The organism is Planotetraspora kaengkrachanensis, assembly GCF_016862895.1.
GTDB lineage: Bacteria > Actinomycetota > Actinomycetes > Streptosporangiales > Streptosporangiaceae > Planotetraspora > Planotetraspora kaengkrachanensis.
Window position 1 is genome coordinate 19435 of sequence record NZ_BONV01000005.1, and the last position, 26843, is coordinate 46277.

A 26843-nucleotide genomic window follows, 5' to 3' on the forward strand; every position below is an offset into this window, starting at 1 on the left:
GGCTTCAGGGCGAGCCAGTCGCTGCACAGCCAGGAGTTCCGGGAACTGTGGGCCCGCCACGACGTCCGCACCACCACGGCGGGCGCGAAGAGCTTCCGACACCCGGAGCTGGGCGTGATCAGCCTCCGCTTCCACGCGATGCCGGTAGAGGACGGCCAGGTGCTCACCGTCCTCCACGCCCGGCCCGGCTCACCGGACGAGCAGTCCCTGGCCCTGCTCGCAACGATGACCGCGACCCGACGCCGCAGTCACTGATGCCGTCGTGGGGTGAGAACGCTAGCCGCGTACCGCAGCCAGGCCCTGGTCGTACAGGTCAAGAATGTCGCCCTGCCCGTTGCCCTCGAGCCACGTCGCAGTGGCGGCATCGAAGCACGCGAACGCTGTCGCAACGATGGCACGGGCTTGCCCTCTGTCCGTCCCCGAGGGGGCCAGTTTGGCTTCGAGCACTGGCAGTAGCTGCTCCTGGCAGCGCACGCGCTTCCCAAGATAGGCGGCGCGTAGCGAGTCGGTGTGGTGCACCAAGCGGAAGCGCTCCAGCGCCTGCTCGGGACTTGTATGGAGGGAGAGCGCGGCCTTGAATGCGGCACGCAACGCCTCCCAGGCGCCGGCATCGGCCGGCTGCTTGCGGACGGTTTCCGTCAGAAGGGTGACGAACTGCTCCTCGCTGCCGCCGATGAGGTCTTCCTTGGTGCCGAAGTAACGGAAGAGGGTGCGCTGGGAGACGCCGGCCTCCCGGGCGATCTGCGCGATGGTCGTCTCGTCGTAGCCCTGCAGCGTGAACAGGCGCAACGCGGTTTGGAGGATCTCTTCGGTGGCCAGCTGTCGCGTGCGATCCCACAGTGTGGACGTGGTCGCCCCTTTGCCTTGTGTTCCCTGCGTCACGTCATCAGCTTAGCGCGGCCTGCCAATCTGACGCTTACAGACAGTTTGGCAGTCACTGCCAACCCGGCGTACGCTGTCAGGACGTGAGACCGGGCGCCTGCATCGGCGCTGTGCCTCTCAGTTCCTCTCTGCCTATGGCGACAGGGCTGGAGGCGCCCCCGCGCAAATCAGCAAGGAGAACAACCGTGACAACAAAGACAGCACTCATCACCGGCGGAACCAGCGGGATCGGCAAGGCCACCGCAGAACTGCTCCACTCGCGCGGCTATCGCGTCATGGTCACCGGCCTCGACGACCTCGATGACGCCGGCCTTCCCGCAGACGTCATCGCCGTCGAGGCCGACATCAGCTCCCTGACCGACATCGACCGGGCCGTGGACCAGGCGCGCGAGCACCTGGGCTCGCTCGACCTGCTCTACCTCAACGCGGGCCTCCCTCGTCCCGGCCTTTCGATCGAGTCCACCGACGAGGCCGCCTTCGACGCCCTGTTCAACATCAACGTCAAGGGCAACTTCTTCACACTTCAAAAGGCGCTCCCCCTACTGAACGAAGGCGCGTCCGTGGTGTTCACCGTCGGCGCCGGCGAGGGACTCGGCGCCGCCATGACCGCTTCCAAGGGGGCTCTGCTGCCTCTCGTGCGCTCCCTGGCCATCGAACTCGCCCCCCGCCGCATCCGCGTCAACGCGGTAAGTCCCGGCCTGATCAGCACCCCCGCGTACAGCAAGATGGGTATCTCCCCGGACACGATCTCCTCCTGGGGGGAAAGCGTTCCCCTCGGCCGCGTCGGAGCCCCTGCCGACATCGCCGAAGCCGTCGCCTTCCTCGCATCCGACGGCGCCAGCTACATAACGGGCGACAATCTGATCGTCTCCGGCGGCACCGGCGTCCACGCCCGCCCCATGTAGGTGATGGGCGGCGGCCCCAAGCCGATCAGCACCCTCGTGAGCTTCTGACGCTCCGCCGGGGTTTTCAGACCGAGCCTGCCGTCGCGCCCACCGGCTGGGCAGTGGGTGCCACGGGTGCACTACAGGGGCCGGGAACGGTGGCCAGTTCGAGGTGGGAGTTCATGTCCATTCGGCGATACGGTCGTTTTCGTTGCCTCCACCTGTTCACAGCCATGTCGTCGCCGGCCAGACAGTGAGGGCCGCGGCGAGGAGGAGGGTGATGTTGAGGGCGATCTGGCGGTCCCCGCGGCTCAGGTGCAGGGTGGTCGCACCGATCTGGAGGACCACGAAGCCGATGGCTGCGGCCAGGGCCAGCCAGGAGGCGATGTGGGTCAGCGGCGGGAGGAGCAGCCCGATCGCGCCGAGTACCTCGATCACGCCGATGGCCCTGACGGCCGGCATCGGCGTGTCGTCCACCCAGGCCATCATCGGCCGGAGCCGTTCACGGCTCCGGGCCACCTTCAGCCCACCCGCGTAGAGGTAGAAGAGGGCGAGCAGTCCGGCGACGATCCAATACGCGACGTTCACGGTGCCCATCCACGGGTGCCGTGCGCAGGCGGCCCGGAGAAGACGGGCGGCATCATGCCTCCGGCTTCCGGGCGAAGTCGGTGGCGGGCTCGGTGGCGTAGCGGCGCATCGCCTGGATGTTCGCCTGCGGGGTCATCGCCCGGCCACCGGCGATCATGTCCTCCAGGTCGCGGAAGTACTGCACGTAGAAATCGGGCGTGAACGTGCTGAGCATGACGGCCGGTTCGTCGGTCACGTTGGCGAAGGTGTGCGGGGCTCCGGGCGGGACCATCACGAGCGTGCCCGCCGTCGCGTCGTAGTCCTTGTCGCCGACCGTGAACCGCACCGCGCCGGAGATGATGTAGAAGCCCTCGTCGTGCTGGGCGTGGCGGTGCTGCGGCGGTCCGGGCGTGTGCGGCGCGAGGACGGATTCGGCGATTCCGAGGCGGTGCCCGGTGTTGCTGCCGTCTTCGAGGACGCGCAGTTGCGTGGTGCCCAGGACGATCGTTTCGCCGCCGCCCGGGCTGACCACCGATACGACGGGGTCGGCGGTCGGCTCACTGGTCTTCGGTTGGTCGGTCATGTCTCGATCTCACTGTCAGTGCACTGCGCCTGTCCAAGATCTGTTCTGTGCCGCCGATACCGTACGGGTATCGTCGCACCATGGAGCTACGCACGCTGCGCTATTTCGTGGCGGTTGCCGATGAACTTCACTTCGGCCGGGCCGCCGCCCGGCTGCACATGAGTCAGCCGCCGCTGAGCCGGGCGATCAAGCAGTTGGAGACCGAGGTCGGTGCCGCGCTGTTCGACCGCTCGCCCGCCGGAGTCGCGCTCACTCCGGTGGGGGCCGTGCTGCTGGACGAGGCGCGGGCCCTGCTCGACCAGGCCGACCGGTTGCGCGTACGCGTGGCCGCGGCGGCCGGCACCGCGGTCATCACGGTGGGTTTCCTGGGGGACACCGCCGACCCGGGTGCGACCCGGCTGGCCGACGCCTACCGCCGTCTGCACCCGCAGGTCGAGGTCCGCATCCGCGAGACCGACCTGACCGATCCCACCTGCGGGCTGCACGCCGGACTGGTCGACGTCGCCCTGACCCGCGGGCCGTTCGACGAGACGGGCCTGACCGTGCGGGAGTTGCGCGCCGACCCGGTGGGCGCGCTGGTGCGCGCGGACGATCCGCTGGCCGGGCGGGACAGCGTGAAGCTGGCCGATCTGGCCGACCGCCGCTGGTTCCTGTTCCCGGAGGGCACCGACCCCGTCTGGCAGTCGTACTGGAACGGCGGGGCGCCCCGGGAGGGGCCGGTGGTGCGTGCCGTCCAGGAGTGCCGGCAAGCCGTTCTCTGGAACGGCACGGTCGGCATGACTCTCCTGGACCATGAGCAGGCGGACGGGCTCGCCGTGGTGCCGCTGATCGACATGCCGCCGAGCCGTGTGGTGGTGGCGTGGAACGAGGGCGACACGAATCCGCTGATCCGCTCGTTCGTCCGAACCGCGATCGCCGCCTACCAGGACGGAGCACCCACCAGCGGCGCGGCGTGACCGAGATCCGGGTGCTCGCTCTTCGGGCGGGGGCGGCGGCCGTTGACGGCCAGGTCGCGGAACGACGGTGAGCCCCCGCCGGGGAGAAGCCCGACAGCCCACTGCACTCCATAAGATGATCAGTGGGCCGTGCTGGAGCCGCTTCTGCCGCCGGCGTGACTCCCGCAGGAGCAGGCGCTATCGCGTCCGGCGCGACCGCACGGCCATCGTCGCCGCGCACGCGAGGGAGATCACCAGCGAGGCCACGGACAGCCCGATCGCCCACGGAACTCCCGCGCCCGACCCGGTCTCAGACGTGCTACCCGCGGCCAGAGCCGCCCGGGCGGTGCCCGTCGACGGGGATGATGCCGTGTCCCCCTTGGGCACGAGCCGGAGCATCGGCGCAGGCCGCTCCGGCTCGTCGGCGCCGGAGGCCGGCTCCTGGATCCAGCGCACCACCTCGCCATCGCTGTAGTGCTGGAGCGTCTTGAACACCAGACGGTCGGTCTCGGGCAGCGGTCCGGCGCTCACGGAGAACTCGTCGTACTCACCCGGCTTGATCGCTGACTTCGAATCCGCCGCGGTCCAGGTGATCTTTCCGATGACCTCGCTGATCTGGGCGCCGTGCACCTCGATCGGCGTGGCCAGCTTGGTCTTCGTGATCTCGTACGACCAGCCGGGATGTGGCTTCACCGAGACCGAAGCCAGCGGGGAGTCGGTCGGAAGCTGAACCTCGATCTCGGTGGTGCTCGCGTCGTCACGTTCGTTGGGGACGCGGAACGTCAAGGCGGCGTAGCCGCCCCGGGTGGCCGTCTCCGGGCTCACCGTCACGTGCGCGAACGCCACCGCCTGCATGACGCCGACCAGGCAGGCCGCCACCCCCACGGTTACAAGGCCACGTACGGCGCGGCGCAGCATACGCACTCTCCGGGGCATGTCAGACGGCCGGGCACTGGCCGCCTCGGCCTCGGCGGCCCCGACCGTGTCGGAGCTGACCGGACCGGGCGACGTGCCCGCGTGTGCCGGGCCCAGGTTCCCCATCCGCAGCGCGGGCGCCGTGACGGGTACGGCAGTGCCCGTCAGGGGGGCTCTAGCGCTCAACGCTCCTCCAGCAGGTAAGACTCTCACTGTTCTTCGACCGTCACTAGGTGATCTTCATGGAAGATCGCTAACCGAGGCGGGCCAGCGTCGTCGTCATCAACGCCTTGACCTTCTCGTCGGTGTCGGCACGCTGGCCTACCGCCTTGATCTGCGCGTAGCCGACGTAAATGATGGCGTTGGCCTTGTGGACAACGACGGTGACCAGATCGTCGTAGGTGTCCGTGTTCATCTCTGGGGGCGAGGTGTGCACGAGATGCTGGGCGAACCCCTTCCACCCATCCATCTCGATCGGCCGGCTGCCGACCTTGTAAGCGCCCACGACGGACGGCGGTCCGCCGAGCACGCTGAACGCCTCCGGACACTTGGCGGACTCGGCCACGACGGTGTCCATCGTGCCGTCGGCGAGCGAGGGGCTCTGGAAGACCACTGCGCCCTGGGTGACGACCGGAAGCGACGACGGCCCCACGCGCTGCGGGCCGACGATGAACCGCCCGGTCGGGTTCCCACCCACCGGCTCGATCGCCGGCTGCACGTCGACCTTGGCGTCCTCCGAGCGCTGGACGTACGGACAGGTCGGGATGCTGTTCGGGGGTGTGTAGATGACGTGCGAGGCGTGGTCGGTGTCCGCGAACTCGGTGGCGCCCTTTCCCAGGTCACCGGGGCTGACGAGGCCGGACCGGATTGACTTCACGGTGTAGGGCGGCTTGGTCAGCGGCTGCGGAGCCCCGTTGGAGCAGCCCGCCAGGACGCAGAGGGCGATCACGCCGGCAGCGGTCATGGTCGCCCGGAGCCGGGATGCCTTCCTGTCAGCGCCTCGCATGTGTGTTACCAGCCTTTCAGCGTGCCGTGAACGGGACACGCACGGGTGTCTCGTCGAAGTCGGAGACTCGGATGTCCAGCCGCAGGACCCACTCCCCCGGGTAGGGGATGGACATCGAGTTCGCCACGTAGTGGCCGGGTTCGGCCGCGGAGACCTTGACGGGCAGCGCCGGGACGCTGCGGTCGCGCGGCTCGAGCGCGCCCGAGACCTCGGGTACCGCGACCAACGAGCCGTTCCGCCCGGTGATGTAGATGTCGACCACGTTGCTTCCCAGCTTCGCGGGCTCGATCTTCACCTCGAGCGAGCCGCCCCCCAGCCCGGCGGCTGGGCCGGCCGCGTCCGCGACGCCGGTGGGAATGGGGACTGTGGCATGCACCGGCGGCGCGTAGCTGGTGCGGGCCGGGGCGGTGTTGACCAGGACGGCCGTGATCGACACGACGGCGACCCCGAGCACGACCTCACCCGCGACCGAGCGGCGCAGCCGGCGCACCGCGGTGTAAGGGGCGGCGTCGAGGCCGAGGGGGTCGCGACCGCGCCGCCGCACGAACCGCCGCGCTCCTGCGGCAAGACCCACCACGGCGAGGACGGCGGCGAGCTTGCCGAGAAGCAGCTGCCCGAAGCCGGTCCCGCCGAGCGCACCCAACGTTCCCACCTGCCGCCAGGCCAGATACACGCCCGTCACCGCGATCACCGCGAAGCAGATCTGCGCGAGCGTGGAAAACCTCGGGAGCGCGGGTTCCAGGGAGATGGCGCCGGCGGGCTCCCGCCCCCTCCTTGGGAGAAGCACGCAGGCCGCCAGCGTGATCAGGCCGCCCAGCCACAGAGCCATGGCGAGCAGGTGCAGGCTGGTCGCGGGTACGGCCAGCCAGGTCTGCACGCCAGTCTGTGCGTGATCCGCCAGCGTCCAGGTGAACGGCAGGGCGACGGCGCAGGCGGCCCCGACGCCGGCCGTCCCAGCGCCAGGCGTCCTGGCGCCGTCCGTCCGGACGTCAGCCAGGGACGAGGAGGGGCGTACAGCCATCCAGAAGGCCACACCAAGAACGAGCACGATCAACAGCCGCACCGACAGCGCGTGACCCAGCCGCGTGGACAGCGTCGCGCTGAGCAGCTCAGGGTCGAACACCCCGGACAGCGACGTGCCCGCGGCGTACGGCCCCTGTACGAGCAGTACGACCACGGTGCCCGCGGTCAAGGCGGCGAAGCCGGACCACACGATGCCCCGCCCGCGGCGGTCGTCGCGGCCGGCGGGCCAGAGCACGGCGACGAACAGTGCACCACCGAGGGCGAGGGCCAGACCGAGAAACGCAAGGGCGCGGCCGACGGCGTCGACGACGGGAACGGCAGGGCTGACATCCTCCTCCACCGGGGCGGCCAGCGTGCTCGGGCGGCCGATGCTGAAGCTGAACGCCCCCGACACCACGTGCGAGTCCGCGGACGTGATCCGCCAGGCAAGGACGTAGGTTCCCTCCACCAAACTCGCCGGAAGGCTCACCCGCGCCGTGTTGGCCTTCCCGTCCACGTAACCGGGAGCACCGATCGCCAGCTTCTTCCCGGTCACGTCGAGCAGCTGGAACGACCGCTGGTTGAAGCTCACCGCCTCATTGAAGGTGAGCCTGACGTCGGCCGGAGGCGAGTGGAGCACCTGGCCGTCCACCGGCGAGCTCTGTATCAGGTAGGCGTGCGCGTACGCCGGACGCGTGACCGCGTCGGAGACGAGATCCGCGACCAGGCCGCACGCCACGAGGATCGCGACCACCGCCAGCCGCGTGATCAGCCGGGCCCGGCTACGGCCCGCGAGGTGCACACCGCCTGTCATCCGAGCTGGTCCGTAGGCAGCGTGCCGTCGCCGGAGAGAGGGCCCGACACCCCAAACGTGATCTCACCGCGCGGCCTCGGGGCGCCTCTGCCCTCAGCGGAGGCGGAGCAGGCACCGAGCAGATCGCTCACCACCGGTCCCGCGCGACCGCGCGCATGGCACCTCGGCGTCCCACCGTCTACCTCCACGCCCGTCCTACCTCCATGGCCGTCGCCACCGAAAGACGGCCCGAGCGCAACGTCGCCACGCTCGGGCCGGGGCTTTCGACTCAGACGGTCACTTGTCGCACGAGTTCCAGCAGATCTTCTTGTCCGGCTTTCCGGCCAGCTTGCCGTCGAACCGGAGCACGTCGACGCCCCGGTTGTAGTCCGCGACATAGACCAACCCGTTGTGCCAGTAGGCGGCCGACGCCGAGCCGCCGGTCACGCCCTCCCCCGCCGGCACCCGGAAGTAGCCGACCTGGGTCGGGTTCTTGGGATCCGACACGTCGAGGAAGCGGGTGCCCTGGCCGTACCACGCCTGCGCGACGATGTTGCCGTTCACCGTGAACCAGTGCGCGGAGCAGCTACCGGTGGTGGCCGACCCCTCCTTGCCCCACGGCGACCAGTGGCTGATCAGGTTCAGCCGGAACGGCTTCTCCGGCGTGGACCGCCAGCTCTCGCCGTCGTAGCTGCCCTTCAACGAGGCGATCTTGAACTCGCCCGCCTGGGAGCAGGCCGTGATGTTCTCGTTGGTGATGTAGAGCAGCTCGCCCTTGTCAAAGGAGCCGAGCTTCTCGGTGTTGTGGTAGGCGTTGTGGTCGAAGAAGTCGAAGAAGGCGGTGCCCGCCGGGTTGGTGGGGACGACAGTGCCGCCCGCGTACGGCACCGGGTCGTACGCCGTCGCGACCCGCTTGCGCTTCTGCACCGGGTCGTAGTGCCTGCCCTTGGTCCAGTAGCCGCGTACGCCGCCCTCACCGGAGACCCAGGCGACACCGTTCTTGTCGACGTCGACGCTGTGCACGTAGTCCGTGGTCCCGTCGAACCGGCCGAGGTCGAGCGCCCCGTCGAAGGTGCGCGGGTGTTTGATGTCGCGGATGTCGGTAACCCGGATCGGCACGCCCTTCCAGGATGGATCCTGGCCCGGCGTGCCGGTGTTGGCGGGACCGACCGACCACAGGTACGTGCAGTCGTTGATGCAGGTGGCCGTGTGTCCGGCCGGGACCGGTTGGAAGATGACGGTCTCGGGCTTCCACGGGTTCTTGACGTCGACGATGTAGACGCCGGACTGACCGGTGGAGACGGTGCCGCCGAAGCCGCGCGGGTCCCGGCTGAGGAAGACCAGCTTGCGCTTCGGGTCGACGGTCATGTTCTCGCCTTCCCAGAACCTGTCCTGGGTGTCCCCCGGCCGGCGCAGCTCCGCCGCCGTGATCTTGGAGATCAGGGCCGGGTGCTTGGGGTCCTTCAGCGACCAGACGGCCAGGCCGCCGGTGCCGTTGGCGAACATGAAGTCGTAGCCGTACTTGTTGTAGTGAATGAAGTTCAGACCCGAGTAGCCGCTGACGCCCTTGACGTTGTCGATGAACGTGACGTTGCCTGCGACGGCGGTCGTCGGAACGTTGTGCACGTCGTCGATGACCGGACCGCCATGAGCGGAGTTGCTGGACGGACTCGGGTCGGACGGCTTGTCTGCGAATGCTGAGCCGGCTCCGGACAGCTGCAGTGCCGCAGCCGTTGCCAGAGCGACAGCACCCGCCACGAGGGATTTTGCTTTCACCAGACCCTCCCTTAGGGGCCGGCAGTGCAGTTGGATAACCGCGCGGCCGAAGATCACACCTGACACGACTCTAGAGATCTGTAAGAGCGACTGTCATGGTGCAAATGTTGCAAATGCCACCTTTGGGGCTCCATCATTCGTCGCGATCGTGCCCTGGCGTGCACTTATGGCCGTGGTCGTCATGGTCCTGATCAGGGCGGCCGGGTCCTTCATGGCGTCGCACTCGTGAAGCGCGGTCAGAATGTGGCGATCGGGTTGACCGGGCTGCCGGACGTACCGGCGAAGCGGACCGGCGCGACCGCGAGGTGAAAGTCCCACTGGCCGAGCTCGGCAGCCGTCGTCGCGCACGCCTCCAGGTCGCAGTTGTCGAGCATCCACAGACCCATGGCGACGAGGCTCACGGCGTGAACCGGCATCAACACGCCTTCGTACCCCGATGGCTGAACGTCCTGGGGGGTGTCAGCGCCGATCAGCGCGACCTCCCGCTCATGCAGCCACGGCAGGCAGGACGCGTGCCACCCGGCCTGCGTGAAACCGCTGACCGCACCGGTCTCGTGCCGGACGCGGCCATAGCCGGTCCGCAGGAGTACCGCATCGCCGGATCGCACCCGCACACCCTGGCGACGCTCGGCCTCCTCGAGATCGTCGGGAAACACACCCTGCCCCGGTTCCAACCACGGCACATCCCGCACGCTCGCGATGTCCAGCAGGACACCACGCGTGATGATCCCGTTCGCCGCCGCCGTGACGGACGCCCACGCCGACCCCGTTGCGGCGTCGACCAGCGAGTGCGACCGCCCATTGTACATCGTGCCGTCCCAGAAGATGTGGCACGGCGAGTCGACGTGGGTGAGGGTGTTGCCGTGGAACGTGACGCCGAGCCGCTCGGACGAAAAGCCCCAGCGCCGGTCGTTGCGGAATCCGGGCGCCGGCATGTTCTCGGCGCCCGGCATGTCGGCGGCGCATGGGCACGTCGTCGTCGACCGCTCCATGTCTTCCGGTACGGCGACCTCCCATGCGCACGACACGCTCCTGCCGTGGCGCACGGCCCGCGCCGCCGCCAGCCGGACGTCGTCGGTGATGTGGTTCAGAGTGCCCAGTTCGTCGTCGTCGCCCCACCGTCCCCAGTTCGACAGCGTGTTGAAGTACCCGAGCACGTCGTCCTGTGTGGGCATCGGTCGCCCTGCCGTCATCCCAGCATCGACTCCTCCGGTCACGTGGTTCGAGGCATGGCAGGCAGGGTATCCCGCCCTCTCCTTTGACAGGACGGCCGGAGAAGACTGAACGGTAATCCCAGCCCGTTATCCGGGCACGACGGTCTGTGGCCCGGCACCGAGCGGGACGGCCGTGAGGACGCCGGCACGGTGCAGCCCGTCCCGCGCCGCGGAGATCGCCTCTGGGGTGGTCGCGAAGACGCGCCCGGCCTCGTCGAGCCGTGCGATCACGCCGAGAGCGCGTAGCGGCTGGTGGTGGCCGTCGCGGATCCCGGAGACATAGACGGTGATCCCGCGGTGCTCCAGCCGCCGGATCGCATCGCCGAGCACCAGGGCACCGCTCGCGTCAATGGTGGTCACGCGAGACATCCGCAGAATCACTGCGGATACGGCGGCGACATCGGAAAGTTCGAGCAAGAAGCGGTGAGCTGCTGCGAAGAACAGGGGGCCGTCCAACCGGTAAGCCACGATGTGCTCTGCGAGCAGCGCATATTCCTCGTCCGTGTGATCGCCGGGCACGTCGGGCCGGATCGGTACCGCGTCGAGGCGAACGTTGCGGGCGACGGCTCGCAGGGACAGCGCGCCGGCGACTACCAGGCCGAGAACAACCGCCTGGACCAGGTCCAGGGCCACGGTGGCGATCGCGGTCAGAACCAGGACCACCGCGTCCCTCCGGGTCGAGCGGACCATGGCCTTGACGGAACCGGCTTCCACCATTCGAACGGACGTCGCCAGCAGGACACCTGCCAGCGCGGCCAGGGGAATCCGGGCCACAAGATCGGAGGCGGTGTACACGATGATGGCCAGAATGCCCGCGTGAGCCAGCGCCGCCAGCCGGGAGCCGGCGCCGGAGCGGACATTGACCGCCGTACGGGCGATGGCTCCGGTGGCGGGGACTCCGCCGAACAGCGGAGCGGCCAGGTTGGCCAGACCTTGGCCGAAGAGCTCCCGGTCAGGGTCATGCCGATGGTTGACGCTCATGCCGTCGGCCACCGCGGCCGACAACAACGACTCCAAGGCGGCGAGCGCGGCAACTGCGGCCGCGGGCGCGAGCAACGCAGGCAACGCCCCAACGTCCAAGAAGGAGAACGAGGGTGCGGGCAGCCCTGCCGGGAGGTTTCCGATCCGCGGCAACGGCAGGTCTGCCGCTTCCGCGATGGCCGTGGCGACCGCGACAGCGACCAGGGAGAAGGGCAGCGTGGGTCGCACACGTGCTCCCGCCAACATCAACAGGGCGACGCCGGCAGTGATGGCCACCGCCCACCAGTGCGGATGGTCGAAGAATCCTCGTGCGGCATGCCAAGCGACCACGGCGACCTTGTCGCCCTCCGGCACCGGCACGCCGAACGCCGCAGGGACCTGCTGCAAGCCGATCACGCAGGCGATGCCGATCGTGAAGCCCTCGATCACCGGAGCTGGGACCAATGCCATGTACTTGCCTGCGCGCGCCAGGGCGAGGGCGATGAGCAGCAGTCCGGCCAAAAGGCCGACCGCCAGCACACCAGAGGTGCCGTGCTCGTGCACGATCGGCACCAACACCACCGTCATCGCCCCAGTAGGGCCGGACACCTGCAGGCCGGATCCACCGCACAGGGCCGCCACAGCGCCGGCGATCACCGCAGTGGCGAGTCCCGCCTCGGCACCCATACCGGAGGAGATGCCGAATCCGAGCGCCAACGGCAACGCGACGATCGCGACCGTGAGCCCGGCCAGCAAGTCGCGACGAGGACGGCGACCGATGGCGGCGAGATCGTCACGTTCGGGCAGCACCGATCGCACCCGGGATATCCCCGAGCTGAGAACCGCGTTCACCGGACGCTGGTCTCCGTGTCGAGCAACTCGCTCAGCAACTGACTCTGCCCGGAGAGCTTCTGTGTCAGGAGCTTGCGGGCCGCCCTCAGCAGGTCAGCCACATCGCCTCCGGCCAAGGCGTAGACGACGGTGGAACCGTCACGATGGGCGGTCACCATCCCCGACCGGCGCAGCACGGCCAAATGTTGCGACAGTCCCGTCGGCTCCACGTCGATGGCGGACAAGAGGTCCCGCACCGGCAGCGGCCCGTCCTGCAGCAGCTCCAGCACCCGGATTCGCACAGGATGCCCCAGCAGGCGGAACAGCTCGGCCTTCGCCTCATACAGCGGCACCGACATCATCGAACCGTCCCCTCGCCTGGTCCGGCCTCGTCATCGCCGATCTGAACCCCATGCGCGCGAGCCAACCGTACGACATCCTCCCATTCCCCTTCGGCGACGATCAGCCCCTCGACATCCTCCTCGCGGCGGGCCTCCTCCAGCGCGGCCCACGCCAGTAGTGCCCGCTCTCTGATCGCGGCGGCGAACGGCCCGCTCACGGTGCCCCCTGGCTCTCCGACATCATCAACGCACTTCATAGTGCCGCCAATTGCGAAAGTTCGCAATTCGTGAATGCCTTGGCGTGATCTGCCTGGCGCGGATGCGACGACTCCGCCGGGCCGGCCGGGCCGGGCCGCCACTCCCGGGTGCCCACTGCGTCGCGGCCCTGGGCGTTTAGGGATTGGCTGCGTGCGGTTGATGCCCTGTACGGTGCCGATCATGGCTTGTCGCATTTCCGAGCTGGTGATCGATTGCCGGGATCCGCAACGGCTGGCGGCGTTCTGGTGCGAGGTACTGGACTTCATCGTGCTCGTCACCGACGACGACGGCGCGGTGGAGATCGGACCACGGGAAGGGTTCGGCGGATTGCAGCCGACTCTGGTCTTCAGCCCCACTACCGAGCCCAAGGCGGGCAAGCTGCCGCTGCACATCGACGTCAACGCCACCGACCGCGATCAGGACGCCGAACTCGAACGCCTCCTGAAGCTCGGGGCACGCCCGGCCGACATCGGCCAGACCGGCGAGGAGCCCTGGCACTGCCTGGCCGACCCCGAAGGCAACGAATTCTGCCTCCTGAAAGCCCGCCTGAGCTGAGCATCGGCCCGCACGCCTACCTGCGCCGGCGCAACGCCAACGCCCGCCACCCCGACGTCCTGGCGGCCCAACGCCGCGAATGCGCCCGCATCCGCATCCGCAGCGAGAAAGGCATCCGCTCGGGCGGCCGACCACTCTCAACGGCTGCGGCCTGACCGCCCACTGCGCTCAACACCATCTCACCTGCCCCGAAAGCGCTTTCCGCGCCGAGTAGCGTGGGAATGCCGAACCTGCCGACCACGTCGTTGGTTGAGTAGCCCGACGGTGCGGGTCTGCCCGGAGAGCAAGCCCTGCGCCAACGCGTTCGGCTGGAAACCGAGCTGGGCGGAGGCGTCCAGAACCAGTTGCCTGGTCGTCTCCCGGACATCGACGCGGCCGTTGAGCGCCTTGAGGCGGTGGCGACGGAGACGCCCTCCAAGACGGCCACGTCACTCATTGGTCGCGCACCTTTACGAATAAAAACCTTTTCGACTGTCCCACGCCGTTCCGACACCGGCATACCCGACCAATCCGTTGACAGCTTCGTAGATTTCTTCTACGTTACGAAAACCTTTTAGGTGCTTTCGGTCGTGGGTTGGGGGTATCGGAAGGAGCAGGCCATGAAGCAACGTGTGCTGGTCAGTGCCGCATTGGTCACGTTGTTATCGCTAACAGCGGCGTGCGGAGGTTCGGGTCGCGAGGAGCAACAGCAGCCCGCCGCCGAGGCCGGAGCCGTCACGGTCACCATGTGGACTCGCGCGGCCACCTGGGCGCAGAGTGGGCGGCCGGCCGAGGCTTACAACTGGCCGCTGATCACCGTCGGCCTGTTCGCCTTCCTGGCCGCCTGGAACGACTTCTTCGCGCCGCTGATCCTGCTGAATGACGGCGCGAGCTTCGCGCTGACGGTCGCCGTGGTCAGCATGACGCAGAACACGGCCGGCACCATCGTCTACGGCATGTTGCAGGCCGGCGTCATGGTCATGGCGGTCCCGTGCCTGATTCTCCTCCTTGTCGTCCAGCGCCGCTTCGTGCGCGGATACATGTCAGGAGCTCTGCGTGGCTAATCCTGTGCCGCCCTCCTCCGACGTGCTGTCCCCACTCGGCCTGGACCCCGTACGGCCGGCACGCTGCCCGCCCACCTGGCCGCGAGGACGACTCCGGGGTGCGGATTCACCACCACACGCCGTCCGAGATCCCGCACAGCGGGCTCGTGTTACGCGTGGAGACCGGCTATCCGTGGTCGGGCGCGATCACCGTCCGGGTGGCCGAGGGCGGGCCCGGGCGGATCTCCCTGCCGGTCCCGTCGTAGGCCGACGGCGCCACCGTCTTCTACGGCGACACCCGGCGCGCGGTGTCGCCCGGCTACGCCGAAGCCGAGGTCGAGGGCGGGTGGCGTCCGGGCGACGTCACCCGCCCTCGACCTGCCGATTACCCCCAGGTGGACCGTGCCCGACTCCAGGATCGACGCGATCCGCGGCAGCGTGGCGGTCGAGCGCAGGCCCCTGGTCTGCTGCGCGGAGTCGGTGGCGGACGAGCTCCCACCGGCAGAGGTGGCGGGCACCCTGCGGCTGGTGCCGTACCACCGCTGGGATACCGCGGCTCCGCCACCATGCGGGTCTGGCTGCCCGTCGGGACCGATCCCGCGTTCTCCGGGGGAACGCGGTCCGGTCAGTACGCGCCTGGGGTGGTCGCGCATGAGATGAAACGGTGCCGGATCGAGTGCACGACTCTCCCTGACCCCATTCATGTCGCCGGGCGGCGCGTCCACGCCGTCCCGGCGACTCGGCCGAGATTCACCCCTCACGACGGCGTCCGTGCTCTGACAAGCCGCGACGCCGGCAAGCGATCCCGGTACCAGGAGGAAGTCTAATGATTGTCAGACGCAAAGGCAGAGCGCCCACCTGGGCCGCTCTCGCCGCGCTCACCATGGCGGGCCTGGTCGGCCTGCCGCCCACCACAGCGCACGCCGCCGGCCCGGTTCTCCCCGGCAACGAAGGCGACGTGGGTGTCTACACCAACGGCGAGAGCCATGTCATGGACATCGGGGACCCGGTCTACAGCGCCGTCGGCGACGTCGCCGACCAGCTGAAGCCCGGCGTTCCGTTCACCGCGTCGAGCATGCACCAGTCGATCTTCGAGAAGGACCTGGCCGCCGGCGGCACCGACTACTACCTCGACCGCGTGCTCGGTGTTCGCGGCGCGATCGGGTCGGCCGTGCTGATGACCCGGGGCCGCTCGCTGTACATGCGCGGTGCGAGCAACAACAACTTCACCGTCATGGGCTTCGCCGGCAGCACCTTCGTCGGAGGCCCCAACAACCTCGGCAACCTGTACACGGTCACCGTGCCCGGGCAGACCGTGACCGAGGTGAACACGAACCGGTTCAACGCGCCCAGCCACGCCAAGAGCCAGTACACGATCGGGACCACCGGCGTCACCGCCGATCAGACGAAGTTCATCACCTACGACAACGTCGCGGTCACCGCCATCACCTTCACCAACCCCGGCGGGTCGGCGGCGACCTTCACAGTCCGGGCGGCCTCACCGCTGGCCACCCAGGCGGGCGCCTCCGCGGCCGAGCTGACCGGCACCCGGGTCATCACCAGCGGTTCCAACAACGGGCTCATCGACACCCCGTGGAACACCGTCAAGATCGACCTCACCGGCGACGGCTTCACACGCGCCGGCGCCAACCTGGACCGCGAGATCACCGTTCCCGCCGGTAGCACGGTCTCGCTCTCCGTGGTCGGCGCGGTCTCCTCGGACTCGCTGCCGCAGACGGTGGAGGCCTACCACGACTACGCCGAGCTGACCCCCGCCGAGGCGGTCCGCACCGGCATCACGGCGTTCAACCGCCGCTGGGCGCAGGACGTGCCCTACATCGACGTCCCCGATCCCGCGGTGGAGAAGGCCATCGTCTACCGCTGGTGGGGAGAGCGTTACAACTCCCTCGACGCCAACGCGACCGGCTATGTCTACCAGTACCCCACGACGATCGAGGGAGTGAACCTCTACCAGAACGCCGTGGCGCTGACCCAGCCGATGCACCTGCAGGACACCAAGTGGCTGCGCACGCCGTACCTGCCGTACGGCCAGATCCTCAACATCGGCGAGCTGTCCGGCTCCTCGGCCTTCCTGGACAGCCCGGGTCACACCAGCTGGAACAACCACTACTCGCAGTACATCGGCACGGCCGGCCTTGAGGCCTACGAAGTGCACGGTGGCGGCAAGGAGATCGCCGAGAAGTTCGCCCACTTCTTCGAGGGCGACGGCAAGGGCCAGCTCGAACACTACGACGGCAACAACGACAAGCTCATCGCGTACGACACCAACTACATGCCTGGCAACGACGCGGACGCCATCTCCTTCGGGTTCCCGAAGGCCAACGCCGGCGCGCCCGGCGCGCGAACGATCGAGCGTCCGGAGTCGGCGTACGTGTGGGGCGCCTTCGATGCCGCCCGGCAGCTCTACCAGATCGCCGGCGCGGACCAGACCAAGGTCGACGAGATGGCGGCCGACGCCAACGGCATCCGGGACGCGATCCTGAACAAGCTGTGGAGCCCGGACACGCGGATGTTCCTGGCCGCCACGTCGCACGGCGCCACCAGCGGGGCGAGCTCCAACGGCCGCGCGAACCCGCTGCCCGTGGCGGCCCGCGGGTCGATCCCGGCCAAGGAGTCGAACCTCTACGACGTCTACTCCGAGAACCTCATCCCGTTCGACGAGTGGCAGAAGTACGTCGACGGCTACCGCTTCCTGACGTACGGCGACAACTTCCCGATCTTCCCCTTCTACACGGCCAACCAGTACGACCGGACGGCCTACGGGATCGGTGGATCGAACAACTTCTCCAACATCAACTTCACCGTGCAGTACCGCGCCGTGCGGTCGGCGCTGCGGCACTACGACCCGGAAGGAAAGTACGTCACCCCGGCCTACGCCAAGCGGCTGCTCGACTGGATGGCCTGGAGCATCTACCCGAACGCCGACCTGCGGGTCCCGAACCAGTCGGAGTACTACTCCAACTGGAACCCGGCCACCAAGACCTACAACCGCAACAACCCGAACCACGTGATGCTCGGGAACATGAACTACATCTATGTCGAGGACATGGCCGGCATCCAGCCGAGGTCCGACGACAAGATCGAACTCTGGCCGATCAAGTTCGGCTACGAGCACTTCATGGTCAACAACCTGAAGTACCACGGCCAGGACGTCACCATCGTCTGGGACCCGGACGGCACCAACTACGGCCTGGGCGCGGGCTACAGCCTGTTCCTGAACGGCGAGCGCAAGGTCAGCACCGACCAGCTCGGCAAGGTCACCTACGACCCGAAGACCAACCAGGTCCAGGCCGACAACGGCCTCACCGTCACCTTCCACGCCGAGGACGGTGACGACTTCCCGGCCGCGGTGAACACCCCCATCGAGGACGACCGCGTCGTCTCGTACCTCAAGACGGCCGGCATCGACCTGACCGAGGACTCGGCGAACCTGGCGAAGGGCGCCGCCCTCGCCTCGTCGTACACCCAGCAGGGCACCCGGCCGACCCCGTGGCGGCAGTTCCACACGCCCGGCTACAGCACCACGTCGATGAACTACACGCCCGGTGCCATCAAGGAGACCGAGCAGCCCGTGGCGCTGGCGGCCGTGACCGACGGTGTCACCGCCAACGAGCCCTACTGGGGTAACTACGGCACGACCGACAAGAACGGCTATGTCGAGCTGAACCTGGGCTCGGCCAAGTCCTTCGACAACGTCAAGGTGTACTTCGTCAGCGACCGCCAGGCCGGTGGTTACCACGAGCCCGCGCGCTGGTGGATCCAGGTGCCCGACGGCAGCGGCGGCTGGAAGGAGGTGCCGGGCCAGTTCAAGAGCCCGGCCGTCCCGACGGCCAAGTTCAACGAGGCGCTGTTCGACGCCGTGTCCTCGGACAAGGTGCGCGTCGTCTTCACCAACAGCCCGACCTACTTCACCGCGATCTCCGAGATCCAGGTGTTCAACTCGGGCCGCGAGGTGCCGGAGGTCACCAACCAGGCGCCGGCCGTCACCGCCACGCGCGACGGCTCGGCGGACGGCAACCTGTCCACCCGGCTGGTCGGCACGGCCTCCGACGACGGCGTGCCGTACGACGACGAGCTGACCTTCGGCTGGGAGACCGTCTCGGCGCCGCAGGGCGCGGGCGTCATCTTCGCCGACCCCAGGGCGCAGGCCACCCGGGTGACCGGCACCGTCGCCGGTGACTACGTCTTCCGGTTCTTCGCCGACGACGGCGAGAAGCGGTCGACGGCGACCGTGTCGGTGACCCTCGCCAAGAAGGACGTCGTCGCGGAGTTCGGCTCCACGGCGTCGATCACCACCAGTGGCACCGCGTCCTGGGAGAACCACTCGCGGGTCAACGAGGCCACCACGCCGAGCAGCTCCAACCCCGGCGCCGGCAACGGCTGGGGCAACTGGGGTCAGCCGCGCAACGGCACCAGCCCCGCCAACGAGGCGTGGATCCAGTACCAGTGGACCTCACCGGTGCGGCTCTCCTCGACCGACATCTACTGGTACGACGACAACGGCGGCACCCGCCGCCCCACGGCCACGACCTACGCCGTCGAGACCTCGACGGACGGCACCACCTGGACGCCGGTCACGCTCACCGGGGGTTCCTCGTACGCCAACGGCCTGGCCACCAACGCCTACAACCGCTTCAACTTCGAACCGGTGACCACGAGCCGGATCCGTATCCGGATCTGGGGCCTCATGTCCGGCGGCGCCGGCACCGGCGTGCTGCGCTGGCGCGCCAACGGCGAGACCGTCGACGCGGTGCGCTCGCCGGTGCTCATCCGGACCGGCGTGGGCATGGTGCCCACCCCGCCGGCGACGCTGGAGGCGGTCTACACCAGCGGCGCCCGCGGCACCGTGGCGTTCAAGTGGCAGCCGATCACCCCGGACATGGTCGCGGAAGCCAACGTCGACCCGTTCGTGATCTACGGCACCAACGACGCCTACGGCCTGATCGCCGAAGCCCGGGTCTACGTGCGTCCCGAGATGTCAGACGACGGCATCTCGATCCAGGGCGCCGAATCCTTCCAGCAGCACGTCGAGGTCGGCGAGCTGCCCTACCTGCCCACCAAGGTGGAGGTCTCCTACAACGACGGATCCAGGGACAACCAGGCCATCGGCGTTAACTGGCGGTTCAACCCCGACATCGTCAACAGCGACGGCACCTACACCATCATCGGCGACCTGGTCCTGCCGCCGTACGTCAGCGAGGCCGGCACCATCCGGACCACACTGACGCTGACAGTGGGTGAAGGCGGCCCGGTCTGGGCGACGGACGCGCAGGCGCGCAGCCAGTGCACCGGCACGAACGCCTACGTCACTGTCAACGTCCGCAACGACGACGACGTGCCGCTCACGATCGAGCTGATCACGCCGTACGGCTCGCGGACCGTGGCCAACGTGGCGCCCGGGAAGTTCGCCTACCAGGCGTTCAACTCCCGCGCCAAGTCGATCCCGGCCGGAACCGCGACCGTGAAGGTCACCGGAACCGTCGACGGCGTGCCGGTCACCGTGCCGGCACAGGTGCCGTACGGCGCGCTCAACTGCGGCTAGCACTCACTGGTGGCGGCGTCCCCGGCGGCGCCGCCACCACCCCCCGCTGAGAACTCGCTGACAGTAAGGAAGCAGGACCTTGAAGATCGCCGTGAGGCGCTCCGACGCCTCATCACCCCCCCGCTCCCGGCCGAAGCGCCGGTTCCGCAGGACCGCCGCGGCGGCGGTCGCCCAGCTCGTGGCCGTATGCCTGGTCGGGGTTCCCGTTCCGGCCCACGCCGCCGACTCCACCACCTTCACCAACACCCGCAACCCCATCCTGGGCGACGGGACCTACTACTCGGCCGACCCGGCCCCGGTCGTCATCCCGGCGGGCGCCCCCGGCAACACCAGCGGTCACGACGAGCTCTACATCTACACCGGCCATGACCAGGCCGGGCCGTCCACCAACGACTTCATCATGAACGAGTGGGGCGCGTTCCGTACCACTGACGTCGAGGCCGGCCAGTGGACCCACTATCCGTCGCTGATGCGCCCCGAGCAGGTCTTCGCCTGGGCGACCCCGGGGCGCGCGTACGCGGGCCAGATGATCCAGGGCGTGGACGGGCGCTACTACTGGTACGTCCCGGTCAGCGAGCGGAACAGCACCGCGTCCGACAAGTTCGCCATCGGCCTGGCCGTCGCGACGTCGCCGACCGGCCCGTGGACCGACTACGTCGGGGGGCCGCTGATCTCCCAGCGGGTGCCCTCGGCCAACAACATCCAGAACATCGACCCGACGATCCTGATCGACGGCGAGGCCCCCAACCAGCGGGTCTACGTCTACTGGGGCACCTTCGGGAACCTGCGGATGCTCGAGTACCAGCAGGACATGAAGACGCCGATCGGCACTCAGCGCTCCATCACCGGCCTGACCGGCTTCTTCGAGGCGCCCTGGGTCTTCGAGCGGAACGGCACGTACTACATGGCGTACGCCGGGAACAACGCCGGCCCGACCTCGCAGTGCACCCCGGCGAACTACCACGCCTGCATCGCGTACGCGACGGCCTCCTCGCCCGCGGGGCCGTGGACCTACCGGGGCACCGTGCTCCGGCCGGTCTCCTCGACCACCAGCCACCCGGGCATCCTGGAGTTCAACGGCAAGTGGTACATCGCGTACCACACGGCCGACGCGGTCGGCGGCGGGCACTTCCGCCGTTCGGTCGCGATCGACCGGGTGGAGTGGGACGACACGCAGACCCCGCCGCGGATGAAGCCCGTCACGCCGACGCCGGTCAAGGGACGTGACCTCACGCCCCGCCCGAACGTCGCGCAGGAGGCCAAGGTCACCGTCTCCAACGAGCCCGTGCCCACCCAGTACTGGGTGAAGGCGCTCAACGACGAACTCGTCCGGTCCAACCCGCTGCCGCCGGACATGTGGGGCACCTGGACCGGCAACAACCCGCCGCAGCAGTGGGTGCAGTACACGTGGGACCAGCCGATGCGGATCTCCGGTTCGCAGATCGACTTCTGGAACGACAACCCGCAGGGCAGCGGCGTGGGCGTCGCGGCCCCCGCCGGCTGGAAGATCCAGTACTGGAACCTCGCCATCGGCCAGTGGGCCGACGTGCCCAACGCGAGCGGCTATCCAACCGGCACGCAGGGCCTCCAGAACACCGACTTCGACCCGGTCACCACCACGCAGGTACGCGCGACCTTCGACGCCTCCACCAATGGCAGCACCTACTCGGCGGTCGCGGTCGAGGAGTGGAAGATCCTGGCCACGCAGCCGGAGACCGTCGATCCGCCGGCCATCACCGTCGAAGTGGGCGAAACGGAGCTGCCCGGCACCGTCGGCGTCGCCTTCGGCGGCGAGACGCTGCGGATCCCGGTCTTCTGGGACCCGCTGACCCCCGAGCAGGTCGCCCAGCCCGGCACGGTCACCATCCGGGGAACCGTGCTCGGCTACGCCGCCGGCCGTATCTCCACGCAGGTCACGGTCCTCTCGCCGGACGACACCGAAGGCGACGAGACCGCGCCGACGTTGACCCTCACCCCCAGCGGCAGCTCGGGCAACGCCGGCTGGTACCGCTCGGCGGTACGGGTGCGCGTCAACGGCGTCGACGACCGCGGCGGCCGGATGACCATTGAGACGAAGGTGGACGACGGCCAGCCGGTCGTCACCACCGACACCCGGCAGGCCGACGCCAACGTCTCCGGGGACGGCGAGCACGCCGTCACCGCGAATGCGACCGACCGCGCGGGCAACGTCTCGACACCCGAGAACCTCACGGTACGCATCGACGCCACGGCACCGGTCAGCGTCGGCACCCTGAACACCACCACCCGGTCGGTCGGTGTCCTCGCGACCGACGCCACCTCCGGCGTCGCCGGCATCGAGTACGCCATCGGCACCGGCCCGTGGAGCCCCACCGCCGGCGGCGTCATCACGGCGCCCGACGCCAACCGGCACACCGTGTCGTACCGGGCGATCGACAAGGCGGGAAACCTGGAGACCGCCAAGACGGTCGTCATCCCGGCGGACCTGTCCGCGCCGCTCAACGGCAACATCGCCCCAGTCGCGACCTCGACCGCCTCCTACACGGCGGGCTGGAACAACGTCACCGCCCTCAACGACGACGCCGACCCGGCCAACCCGAGCCAGGCGCAGATCTGGGGCACCTGGTCCGGCACCCGCCCGGCGACCCAGTGGGTCCAGTACGACTGGTCACGCCCCGTACGGATCATCAGCACCGAGCTGAAGTTCTGGCGGGACTCCAACCAGGGCACCGGCGACGGCGTCGCCCAGCCCGACGGCTGGGTGCTCCAGTACTGGGACGAGGCGACCTCGGCCTGGCGTGACGTGCCCGGCGCGTCCACGTACGGCACGAGCACGACCGCGTTCAACAACGTCACCTTCGACCCGATCACCACGTCCCGGGTACGGGCCACGGTCCGGGCCGACGGCAACGGCACCGCCTACTCCGCGGTGGCGATCACGGAATGGCGGGTCTTCGCCCAGGAACCGGCTCCCGAGGAGCCCGCCGAGATCCCCGTCACGATCACGGTCCTGCCGCGGTGCCTGGCAGGCAAGGCGTACGTGGCCGTGCAGGCGCGCAACGACCATGACGCGGCGGCGAGCATCACCCTGGAGAGCGCGTACGGCGAGCGATCGTTCCCGAATGTCGCGCCGGGCGCGAGCGCCTACCAGTCGTTCGCCACCCGTACGGCCTCGATCGCGGCGGGTTCGGTCACCGTCAGCGCCACCGGGGCGGTGGACGGCGAGGAGACCACCTCCGAGTACACCGCGGATTTCCACGCTCTCTCCTGTTCCTGAGGGCCCACCCCTATCTCCAGAAATTCCCCATAATCCAGAGTGGAGCACTACATGAAAATCCAACCCAAATGGCTGCTCGCGGCGGCCGTCGCGCTGACCGCTTCCGTGGCGCTGCCGGGGCCCGCCGTGGCCGACCCCGGCGACAGCACCGACGTCGAGGTGACGGTCGAAATCGCGCCGATCGAGGAGCCGGGCGTGCTCGCCATGTCGATCGCCGCGGACTCCGTCGCGCTGAGCGAGGACGGCTCGACCCTGGAGACCCGCCAGTTCACCGGCACCCTGCCGACGGTGACGGTCACCGACACCCGCACGTTGGAGGAGGTGCCCAACGGCGCCGCATGGGCCGTCCTCGGCAACGCGTCCGACTTCGTCGGCGACGCCGGTCAGGCGCCCATCAGCGCCGGCCACCTCGGCTGGAAGCCGCACCTGATCGACGGCGGCGAGACCGGCCTGGTCGCCGAAGGCGAGGAGGTCGTGACCGTCCTCGACGAGCCGACCCAGCCCGGCAACAACGTCGGTCTGGTCGACCAGGAACTCCTGGCCTCGACCTTCGATTCCGGCGCCGTGGCCGGCGGCGCGTACACCGTCAACGCCGACCTGTTCCTGCGCACCCCCGCGGACGTCGCGGCGGGTTCGTACGCCTCGACGCTGACCCTGTCCCTCTTCGAATAACCGAATAGCCGACGGATGGGGGCCGCAGCGTCGCGGCCCCCACCACCCCCTTTCGCCGGAGGCCCCGCCGTGATCCGAACCCTGTCGCAGACGCTGCCGCGGCTCCTCGCCGTGCTCACGGCGGCGCTCCTCACCGTGCCTTTCGCGCCCGTCGACGCACTGGCCGACCCGGCTCCGACCCTCACCTGGTCGGTCCAGCCGGCCGACGAGCAGGGCCCGGACGGCCGCCGATGGGTCGAGCTCACCCTCGACCCGGGTCAGACCGTGACCGAGTACCTGGCTGTGCGGAACTTCAGCGACGCCGCCGCCGACTTCGCCCTGAAGGCCGCCGACGGCTACCTCACCGACAAGGGCCGCTTCAACATGCTCCAGTCCGGCCAGACGTCCAAGGACGGCGGCACCTGGATCAAGGTCCAGAACAAGGTCACCGTCGGGGCCGACGAGACGAAGGTGGTGCCGTTCACGATCACCGTGCCGCGTGACGCCGCGCCGGGGGACCATCCGGCCGGCATCGCGGCGACGGTCACCAGCGCCGGCGACACGGTCTCCGTGGAGAGCCGGGTGGGGTTCCGAGTCATGACGCGCACCACCGGCACGATCACGGCGGCGGTGGCGGTCAGCGACCTCACGGCCGTGTACGAGCAGTCGTGGAATCCCTTCTCGTCTGGTGCCATCCGGGTCAAGTACACGGCGACGAACAAGGGGAACGTCACGGTGAGCGGAGTCGGCGAGGTGACGGTCAGCGACCTGTCCGGTCAACGTGATGCCAAGACCGATGTGGAGGAGATCTTCCCCGGCGACAGCCGTACGGTGGAGACCCGCATCGCGGGAGTCTGGGCCCTGGGCCCGCTCTCCACGAGCGTCACCGTGTCCCCGTCCGTCCACGGTGGCGTCCCCGTCGGCGTCGTGGTCGAGGACGCCACCACCGACATGACGATCTGGACCGTGCCCTGGCCCCAATTGGCCCTGGCCGCGCTCCTCGTGATCCTCTTCTTCTCCTACCGGGGCATCACCTGGCGCCGCCGCCGGCATCTGGCGGACCTGCTCGCCCGCGCCCGCGATGAAGGCCGCGCGGAGGCCCAGGAGTCCTCACGGAACGCCCAGGTTTAGGGCCGGTTCCATGGAGCGGGCGAGGCGTCGCCGGCAGATGACGACGACGCCGTAAGTGATGCTGTCCATGTCAGTTTCCCTTCGCGGCGCGGCCGAGACGGAAGGCCGAGATGAGGAAGAAGATGCCGCCGGGGATGGCGTAGCCGGCCGCGTTGATCAGCGTCGGGCTGTCCGCGGAGGCACCGACGATGAACGACGCACCGGCGAGTACGGAGATGCCGCCGCTGATGATCATCGGCCACTGGCCGCCCATCTTGCGGCGAGTGACACCCACGATCAGCTGGACCAGCCCGGCCACGACCGCCCAAGCGCCCCACACGCGCAGCACCGCCGGGATGCCGGACGCGCAGGCGATGCCCACGCCGACGGCGGTGATCAGACTGACCGCGATGTTCACGTACAGCAGGGCAGGTGTTCCGGTGGTGCGCGACGCGCGGGCGTCGACGATGGCGGCGGCCACGTCGAACAGCGGGTAGAGCACGAGCAGAGTGACCGCGACCGGACCCAGTTTCGAGGCGGTCGTGAACATCACGAGGGCCCAGACGATGGCGAACGCGAACCGGACGAAGTACAGCTGCCGCAATGCGGACGCGGTCCTGGAAATACCGGGCGAAGCAGCGATGGTGCTCATGGTGATCCTTTCGGTGGATGAGTGACGAGGAGAGCGGTTCAGCGCGTCCCGCGGTCGGCTTTCTCGATCAGGTGGGCGACCAGCGATGGCCTGGTCCTGCCTGCTGACCAGGTACCAGGACGGGATGGTCTGCCAGGCCGCCGCTGGACCCTCCCCAGCTAGACCGAACGTTCTGTCTTGGCTGAGCATGGCAACCTGCGGCACGGACTGTCAAGACCGAACGTTCTATCCGCTAAGGTGGGGGTATGCCCAGCCAATCCGAAGACCGGCCGTCCGAAGCGCGGTCCCGGCTGCTCAACACGGCCACCCGGCTCTTCTACGCGGAGGGCATCCACGCCGTCGGCATCGATCGCATCGTCGCCGAAGCGCAGGTGACGCGGGCCACCCTCTACCGGCACTTCCCCGGCAAGGAAGACCTTGTCCTCTCCTATCTGAGCGAGGTCGACCGAGCTATGCGGGGTCAGGCGGACGAGGCCGTCGCCGCCGGACTACCGGCCACCGACACCATCCGGGCCCTCAGCAAGTCCATCGCCCAGGGCATCCAGTCCCGCGGCTTCCGGGGATGTGCCTTCCTCAACGCCGCCGCTGAGTATCCCGACCCCGAGTCCCCGGTGCGCAAGGCCGTGCTCGCCCACCGCCAATGGTTCCTGGAAACCGTCACGGAACTGCTGGCCAACATCAAGGAGACCGGCGCCGAGCCCGCCGCCCACCACTTCGTGATGATGCGCGACGGCGCCATGGCCGCCGGTTGCCTGTTCGACCCGGTGCTGATCTGCGAGACCTTCCTGCGCGGAGTCGAGAGGCTCCTGCAGGTTTATGCCGCCACCGACTACAGCGGACCGGCGGGCGCCTGATCCGCCTCGAACAGGTCGATGCCGGTCGATCGCCGCCGCGTGCCGAAAGCCGGGCTGCGGCGGCCGCTCTCAGCCATGGCGTCCCGAGCGGAGGCGCGCGCACGAAAGCGGGTCTGGTGATCACCCGAGGCTCCCCGGAACAAGTCCGGGACTGGCCCCTTTATCTTCCTGCGTGAGGCTCCCACGATTCAGATCTGCTTCACCGGACAGCCGCGCGTGCTGAATACGGTCCG

24 protein-coding genes and 1 pseudogene are annotated in these 26843 nt (G+C 68.9%); 13 read left to right on the forward strand and 12 right to left on the reverse strand.

Going from position 1 to position 26843, the window contains the following annotated elements; genetic code table 11:
* Positions 1-21: 21 nt before the first annotated feature.
* Positions 22-255 (forward strand): MmyB family transcriptional regulator, encoded by a 234-nt coding sequence (locus Pka01_RS08385; RefSeq protein WP_203882327.1) that lies wholly within the window; start codon positions 22-24, stop codon positions 253-255.
* Between the two features lie 21 nt (positions 256-276).
* On the opposite strand, the gene Pka01_RS08390 is transcribed toward Pka01_RS08385, so the two are convergent.
* A complete protein-coding gene (locus Pka01_RS08390) occupies positions 277-882 on the reverse strand; it encodes a TetR/AcrR family transcriptional regulator (protein ID WP_203882056.1) in 606 nt (201 codons plus the stop codon).
* A 185-nt stretch (positions 883-1067) separates the two neighbouring features.
* Between Pka01_RS08390 and Pka01_RS08395 the strand changes: the two genes are divergently transcribed.
* The gene (locus Pka01_RS08395; RefSeq protein WP_203882057.1) at positions 1068-1787 is read left to right on the forward strand and encodes an SDR family NAD(P)-dependent oxidoreductase; all 720 of its coding nucleotides are present in this window, start codon (positions 1068-1070) and stop codon (positions 1785-1787) included.
* A 204-nt stretch (positions 1788-1991) separates the two neighbouring features.
* Here the strand turns inward: Pka01_RS08395 and Pka01_RS08400 are convergent, their stop codons facing one another.
* Together Pka01_RS08400 and Pka01_RS08405 are read right to left on the reverse strand one after the other, a co-directional pair.
* Positions 1992-2354: a DoxX family protein gene (locus tag Pka01_RS08400; RefSeq protein ID WP_203882058.1), complete on the reverse strand. Its 363-nt coding sequence runs from the start codon at positions 2352-2354 to the stop codon at positions 1992-1994.
* Positions 2355-2406: 52 nt separating this feature from the next.
* Positions 2407-2916 carry a cupin domain-containing protein gene (locus tag Pka01_RS08405; RefSeq protein ID WP_203882059.1) on the reverse strand — a complete coding sequence of 170 codons (510 nt, stop codon included), beginning with the start codon at positions 2914-2916 and terminating at the stop codon, positions 2407-2409.
* A gap of 80 nt (positions 2917-2996) precedes the next feature.
* Between Pka01_RS08405 and Pka01_RS08410 the strand changes: the two genes are divergently transcribed.
* Positions 2997-3872 carry a LysR family transcriptional regulator gene (locus tag Pka01_RS08410; protein ID WP_203882060.1) on the forward strand — a complete coding sequence of 292 codons (876 nt, stop codon included), beginning with the start codon at positions 2997-2999 and terminating at the stop codon, positions 3870-3872.
* Between the two features lie 177 nt (positions 3873-4049).
* Here Pka01_RS08410 and Pka01_RS08415 read toward each other — a convergent pair whose 3' ends face one another.
* From Pka01_RS08415 to Pka01_RS08450, 8 genes are all read right to left on the reverse strand, one after another.
* Positions 4050-4952 carry a YcnI family copper-binding membrane protein gene (locus tag Pka01_RS08415; protein ID WP_203882061.1) on the reverse strand — a complete coding sequence of 301 codons (903 nt, stop codon included), beginning with the start codon at positions 4950-4952 and terminating at the stop codon, positions 4050-4052.
* Between the two features lie 67 nt (positions 4953-5019).
* Entirely contained in the window at positions 5020-5772 is a 753-nt protein-coding gene (locus Pka01_RS08420) for a hypothetical protein (protein ID WP_203882062.1), read from the reverse strand.
* 16 nt (positions 5773-5788) lie between these two features.
* Positions 5789-7588 (reverse strand): copper resistance CopC/CopD family protein, encoded by a 1800-nt coding sequence (locus Pka01_RS08425; RefSeq protein WP_203882063.1) that lies wholly within the window; start codon positions 7586-7588, stop codon positions 5789-5791.
* Positions 7589-7864: 276 nt separating this feature from the next.
* Positions 7865-9343: an LVIVD repeat-containing protein gene (locus tag Pka01_RS08430; protein ID WP_203882064.1), complete on the reverse strand. Its 1479-nt coding sequence runs from the start codon at positions 9341-9343 to the stop codon at positions 7865-7867.
* A 236-nt stretch (positions 9344-9579) separates the two neighbouring features.
* Positions 9580-10536: a cyclase family protein gene (locus tag Pka01_RS08435; protein ID WP_239114837.1), complete on the reverse strand. Its 957-nt coding sequence runs from the start codon at positions 10534-10536 to the stop codon at positions 9580-9582.
* A gap of 108 nt (positions 10537-10644) precedes the next feature.
* Positions 10645-12369, reverse strand: coding sequence for a SulP family inorganic anion transporter (locus Pka01_RS08440; protein WP_203882065.1), 1725 nt, complete (start codon positions 12367-12369; stop codon positions 10645-10647).
* On the reverse strand, positions 12366-12707 hold the full coding sequence (locus Pka01_RS08445) for an ArsR/SmtB family transcription factor (RefSeq protein ID WP_203882066.1): 342 nt from the start codon (positions 12705-12707) through the stop codon (positions 12366-12368). Before Pka01_RS08445 ends, Pka01_RS08440 begins: the two co-directional genes overlap by 4 nt.
* Positions 12707-12907, reverse strand: coding sequence for a hypothetical protein (locus Pka01_RS08450; RefSeq protein WP_203882067.1), 201 nt, complete (start codon positions 12905-12907; stop codon positions 12707-12709). Before Pka01_RS08450 ends, Pka01_RS08445 begins: the two co-directional genes overlap by 1 nt.
* 220 nt (positions 12908-13127) lie before the next feature.
* Between Pka01_RS08450 and Pka01_RS08455 the strand changes: the two genes are divergently transcribed.
* The 9 genes and pseudogenes from Pka01_RS08455 to Pka01_RS08485 all read left to right on the forward strand — a co-directional run bounded on the left by Pka01_RS08455 (position 13128) and on the right by Pka01_RS08485 (position 25125).
* Positions 13128-13502: a VOC family protein gene (locus tag Pka01_RS08455; protein ID WP_203882329.1), complete on the forward strand. Its 375-nt coding sequence runs from the start codon at positions 13128-13130 to the stop codon at positions 13500-13502.
* 11 nt (positions 13503-13513) lie between these two features.
* A pseudogene (locus Pka01_RS41730) lies at positions 13514-13657 on the forward strand (IS630 family transposase); the annotation flags it as partial.
* 444 nt (positions 13658-14101) lie between these two features.
* The gene (locus Pka01_RS40690) at positions 14102-14545 is read left to right on the forward strand and encodes an ABC transporter permease family protein (protein WP_239114838.1); all 444 of its coding nucleotides are present in this window, start codon (positions 14102-14104) and stop codon (positions 14543-14545) included.
* A 98-nt stretch (positions 14546-14643) separates the two neighbouring features.
* Positions 14644-14790: a hypothetical protein gene (locus Pka01_RS08465; protein ID WP_203882068.1), complete on the forward strand. Its 147-nt coding sequence runs from the start codon at positions 14644-14646 to the stop codon at positions 14788-14790.
* A gap of 172 nt (positions 14791-14962) precedes the next feature.
* The gene (locus Pka01_RS41555; RefSeq protein WP_373318118.1) at positions 14963-15184 is read left to right on the forward strand and encodes a hypothetical protein; all 222 of its coding nucleotides are present in this window, start codon (positions 14963-14965) and stop codon (positions 15182-15184) included.
* Between the two features lie 166 nt (positions 15185-15350).
* The gene (locus Pka01_RS08470; protein WP_203882069.1) at positions 15351-20087 is read left to right on the forward strand and encodes a discoidin domain-containing protein; all 4737 of its coding nucleotides are present in this window, start codon (positions 15351-15353) and stop codon (positions 20085-20087) included.
* A 79-nt stretch (positions 20088-20166) separates the two neighbouring features.
* A complete protein-coding gene (locus Pka01_RS08475; RefSeq protein WP_203882070.1) occupies positions 20167-23343 on the forward strand; it encodes a family 43 glycosylhydrolase in 3177 nt (1058 codons plus the stop codon).
* Positions 23344-23394: 51 nt separating this feature from the next.
* Positions 23395-24015: a hypothetical protein gene (locus Pka01_RS08480; protein WP_203882071.1), complete on the forward strand. Its 621-nt coding sequence runs from the start codon at positions 23395-23397 to the stop codon at positions 24013-24015.
* Positions 24016-24084: 69 nt separating this feature from the next.
* The gene (locus Pka01_RS08485) at positions 24085-25125 is read left to right on the forward strand and encodes a WxL protein peptidoglycan domain-containing protein (protein ID WP_203882072.1); all 1041 of its coding nucleotides are present in this window, start codon (positions 24085-24087) and stop codon (positions 25123-25125) included.
* A 70-nt stretch (positions 25126-25195) separates the two neighbouring features.
* On the opposite strand, the gene Pka01_RS08490 is transcribed toward Pka01_RS08485, so the two are convergent.
* On the reverse strand, positions 25196-25756 hold the full coding sequence (locus Pka01_RS08490; protein WP_203882073.1) for a hypothetical protein: 561 nt from the start codon (positions 25754-25756) through the stop codon (positions 25196-25198).
* Positions 25757-26001: 245 nt separating this feature from the next.
* Here Pka01_RS08490 and Pka01_RS08495 point away from each other — a divergent pair, with 245 nt between their 5' ends.
* Positions 26002-26610: a TetR/AcrR family transcriptional regulator gene (locus tag Pka01_RS08495; RefSeq protein WP_203882074.1), complete on the forward strand. Its 609-nt coding sequence runs from the start codon at positions 26002-26004 to the stop codon at positions 26608-26610.
* Positions 26611-26843 lie beyond the last annotated feature (233 nt).

Coding starts and splice junctions, on each gene's coding strand:
- Pka01_RS08405 (WP_203882059.1), bottom strand. CDS start 2,916: ATGACCGACCAACCGAAGACCAGTGAGCCGACCGCCGACCCCGTCGTA.
- Pka01_RS08410 (WP_203882060.1), top strand. CDS start 2,997: ATGGAGCTACGCACGCTGCGCTATTTCGTGGCGGTTGCCGATGAACTT.
- Pka01_RS08420 (WP_203882062.1), bottom strand. CDS start 5,772: ATGCGAGGCGCTGACAGGAAGGCATCCCGGCTCCGGGCGACCATGACC.
- Pka01_RS08425 (WP_203882063.1), bottom strand. CDS start 7,588: ATGACAGGCGGTGTGCACCTCGCGGGCCGTAGCCGGGCCCGGCTGATC.
- Pka01_RS08435 (WP_239114837.1), bottom strand. CDS start 10,536: ATGACGGCAGGGCGACCGATGCCCACACAGGACGACGTGCTCGGGTAC.
- Pka01_RS08445 (WP_203882066.1), bottom strand. CDS start 12,707: ATGTCGGTGCCGCTGTATGAGGCGAAGGCCGAGCTGTTCCGCCTGCTG.
- Pka01_RS08455 (WP_203882329.1), top strand. CDS start 13,128: ATGGCTTGTCGCATTTCCGAGCTGGTGATCGATTGCCGGGATCCGCAA.
- Pka01_RS40690 (WP_239114838.1), top strand. CDS start 14,102: ATGAAGCAACGTGTGCTGGTCAGTGCCGCATTGGTCACGTTGTTATCG.
- Pka01_RS08470 (WP_203882069.1), top strand. CDS start 15,351: ATGATTGTCAGACGCAAAGGCAGAGCGCCCACCTGGGCCGCTCTCGCC.
- Pka01_RS08480 (WP_203882071.1), top strand. CDS start 23,395: ATGAAAATCCAACCCAAATGGCTGCTCGCGGCGGCCGTCGCGCTGACC.
- Pka01_RS08490 (WP_203882073.1), bottom strand. CDS start 25,756: ATGAGCACCATCGCTGCTTCGCCCGGTATTTCCAGGACCGCGTCCGCA.
- Pka01_RS08495 (WP_203882074.1), top strand. CDS start 26,002: ATGCCCAGCCAATCCGAAGACCGGCCGTCCGAAGCGCGGTCCCGGCTG.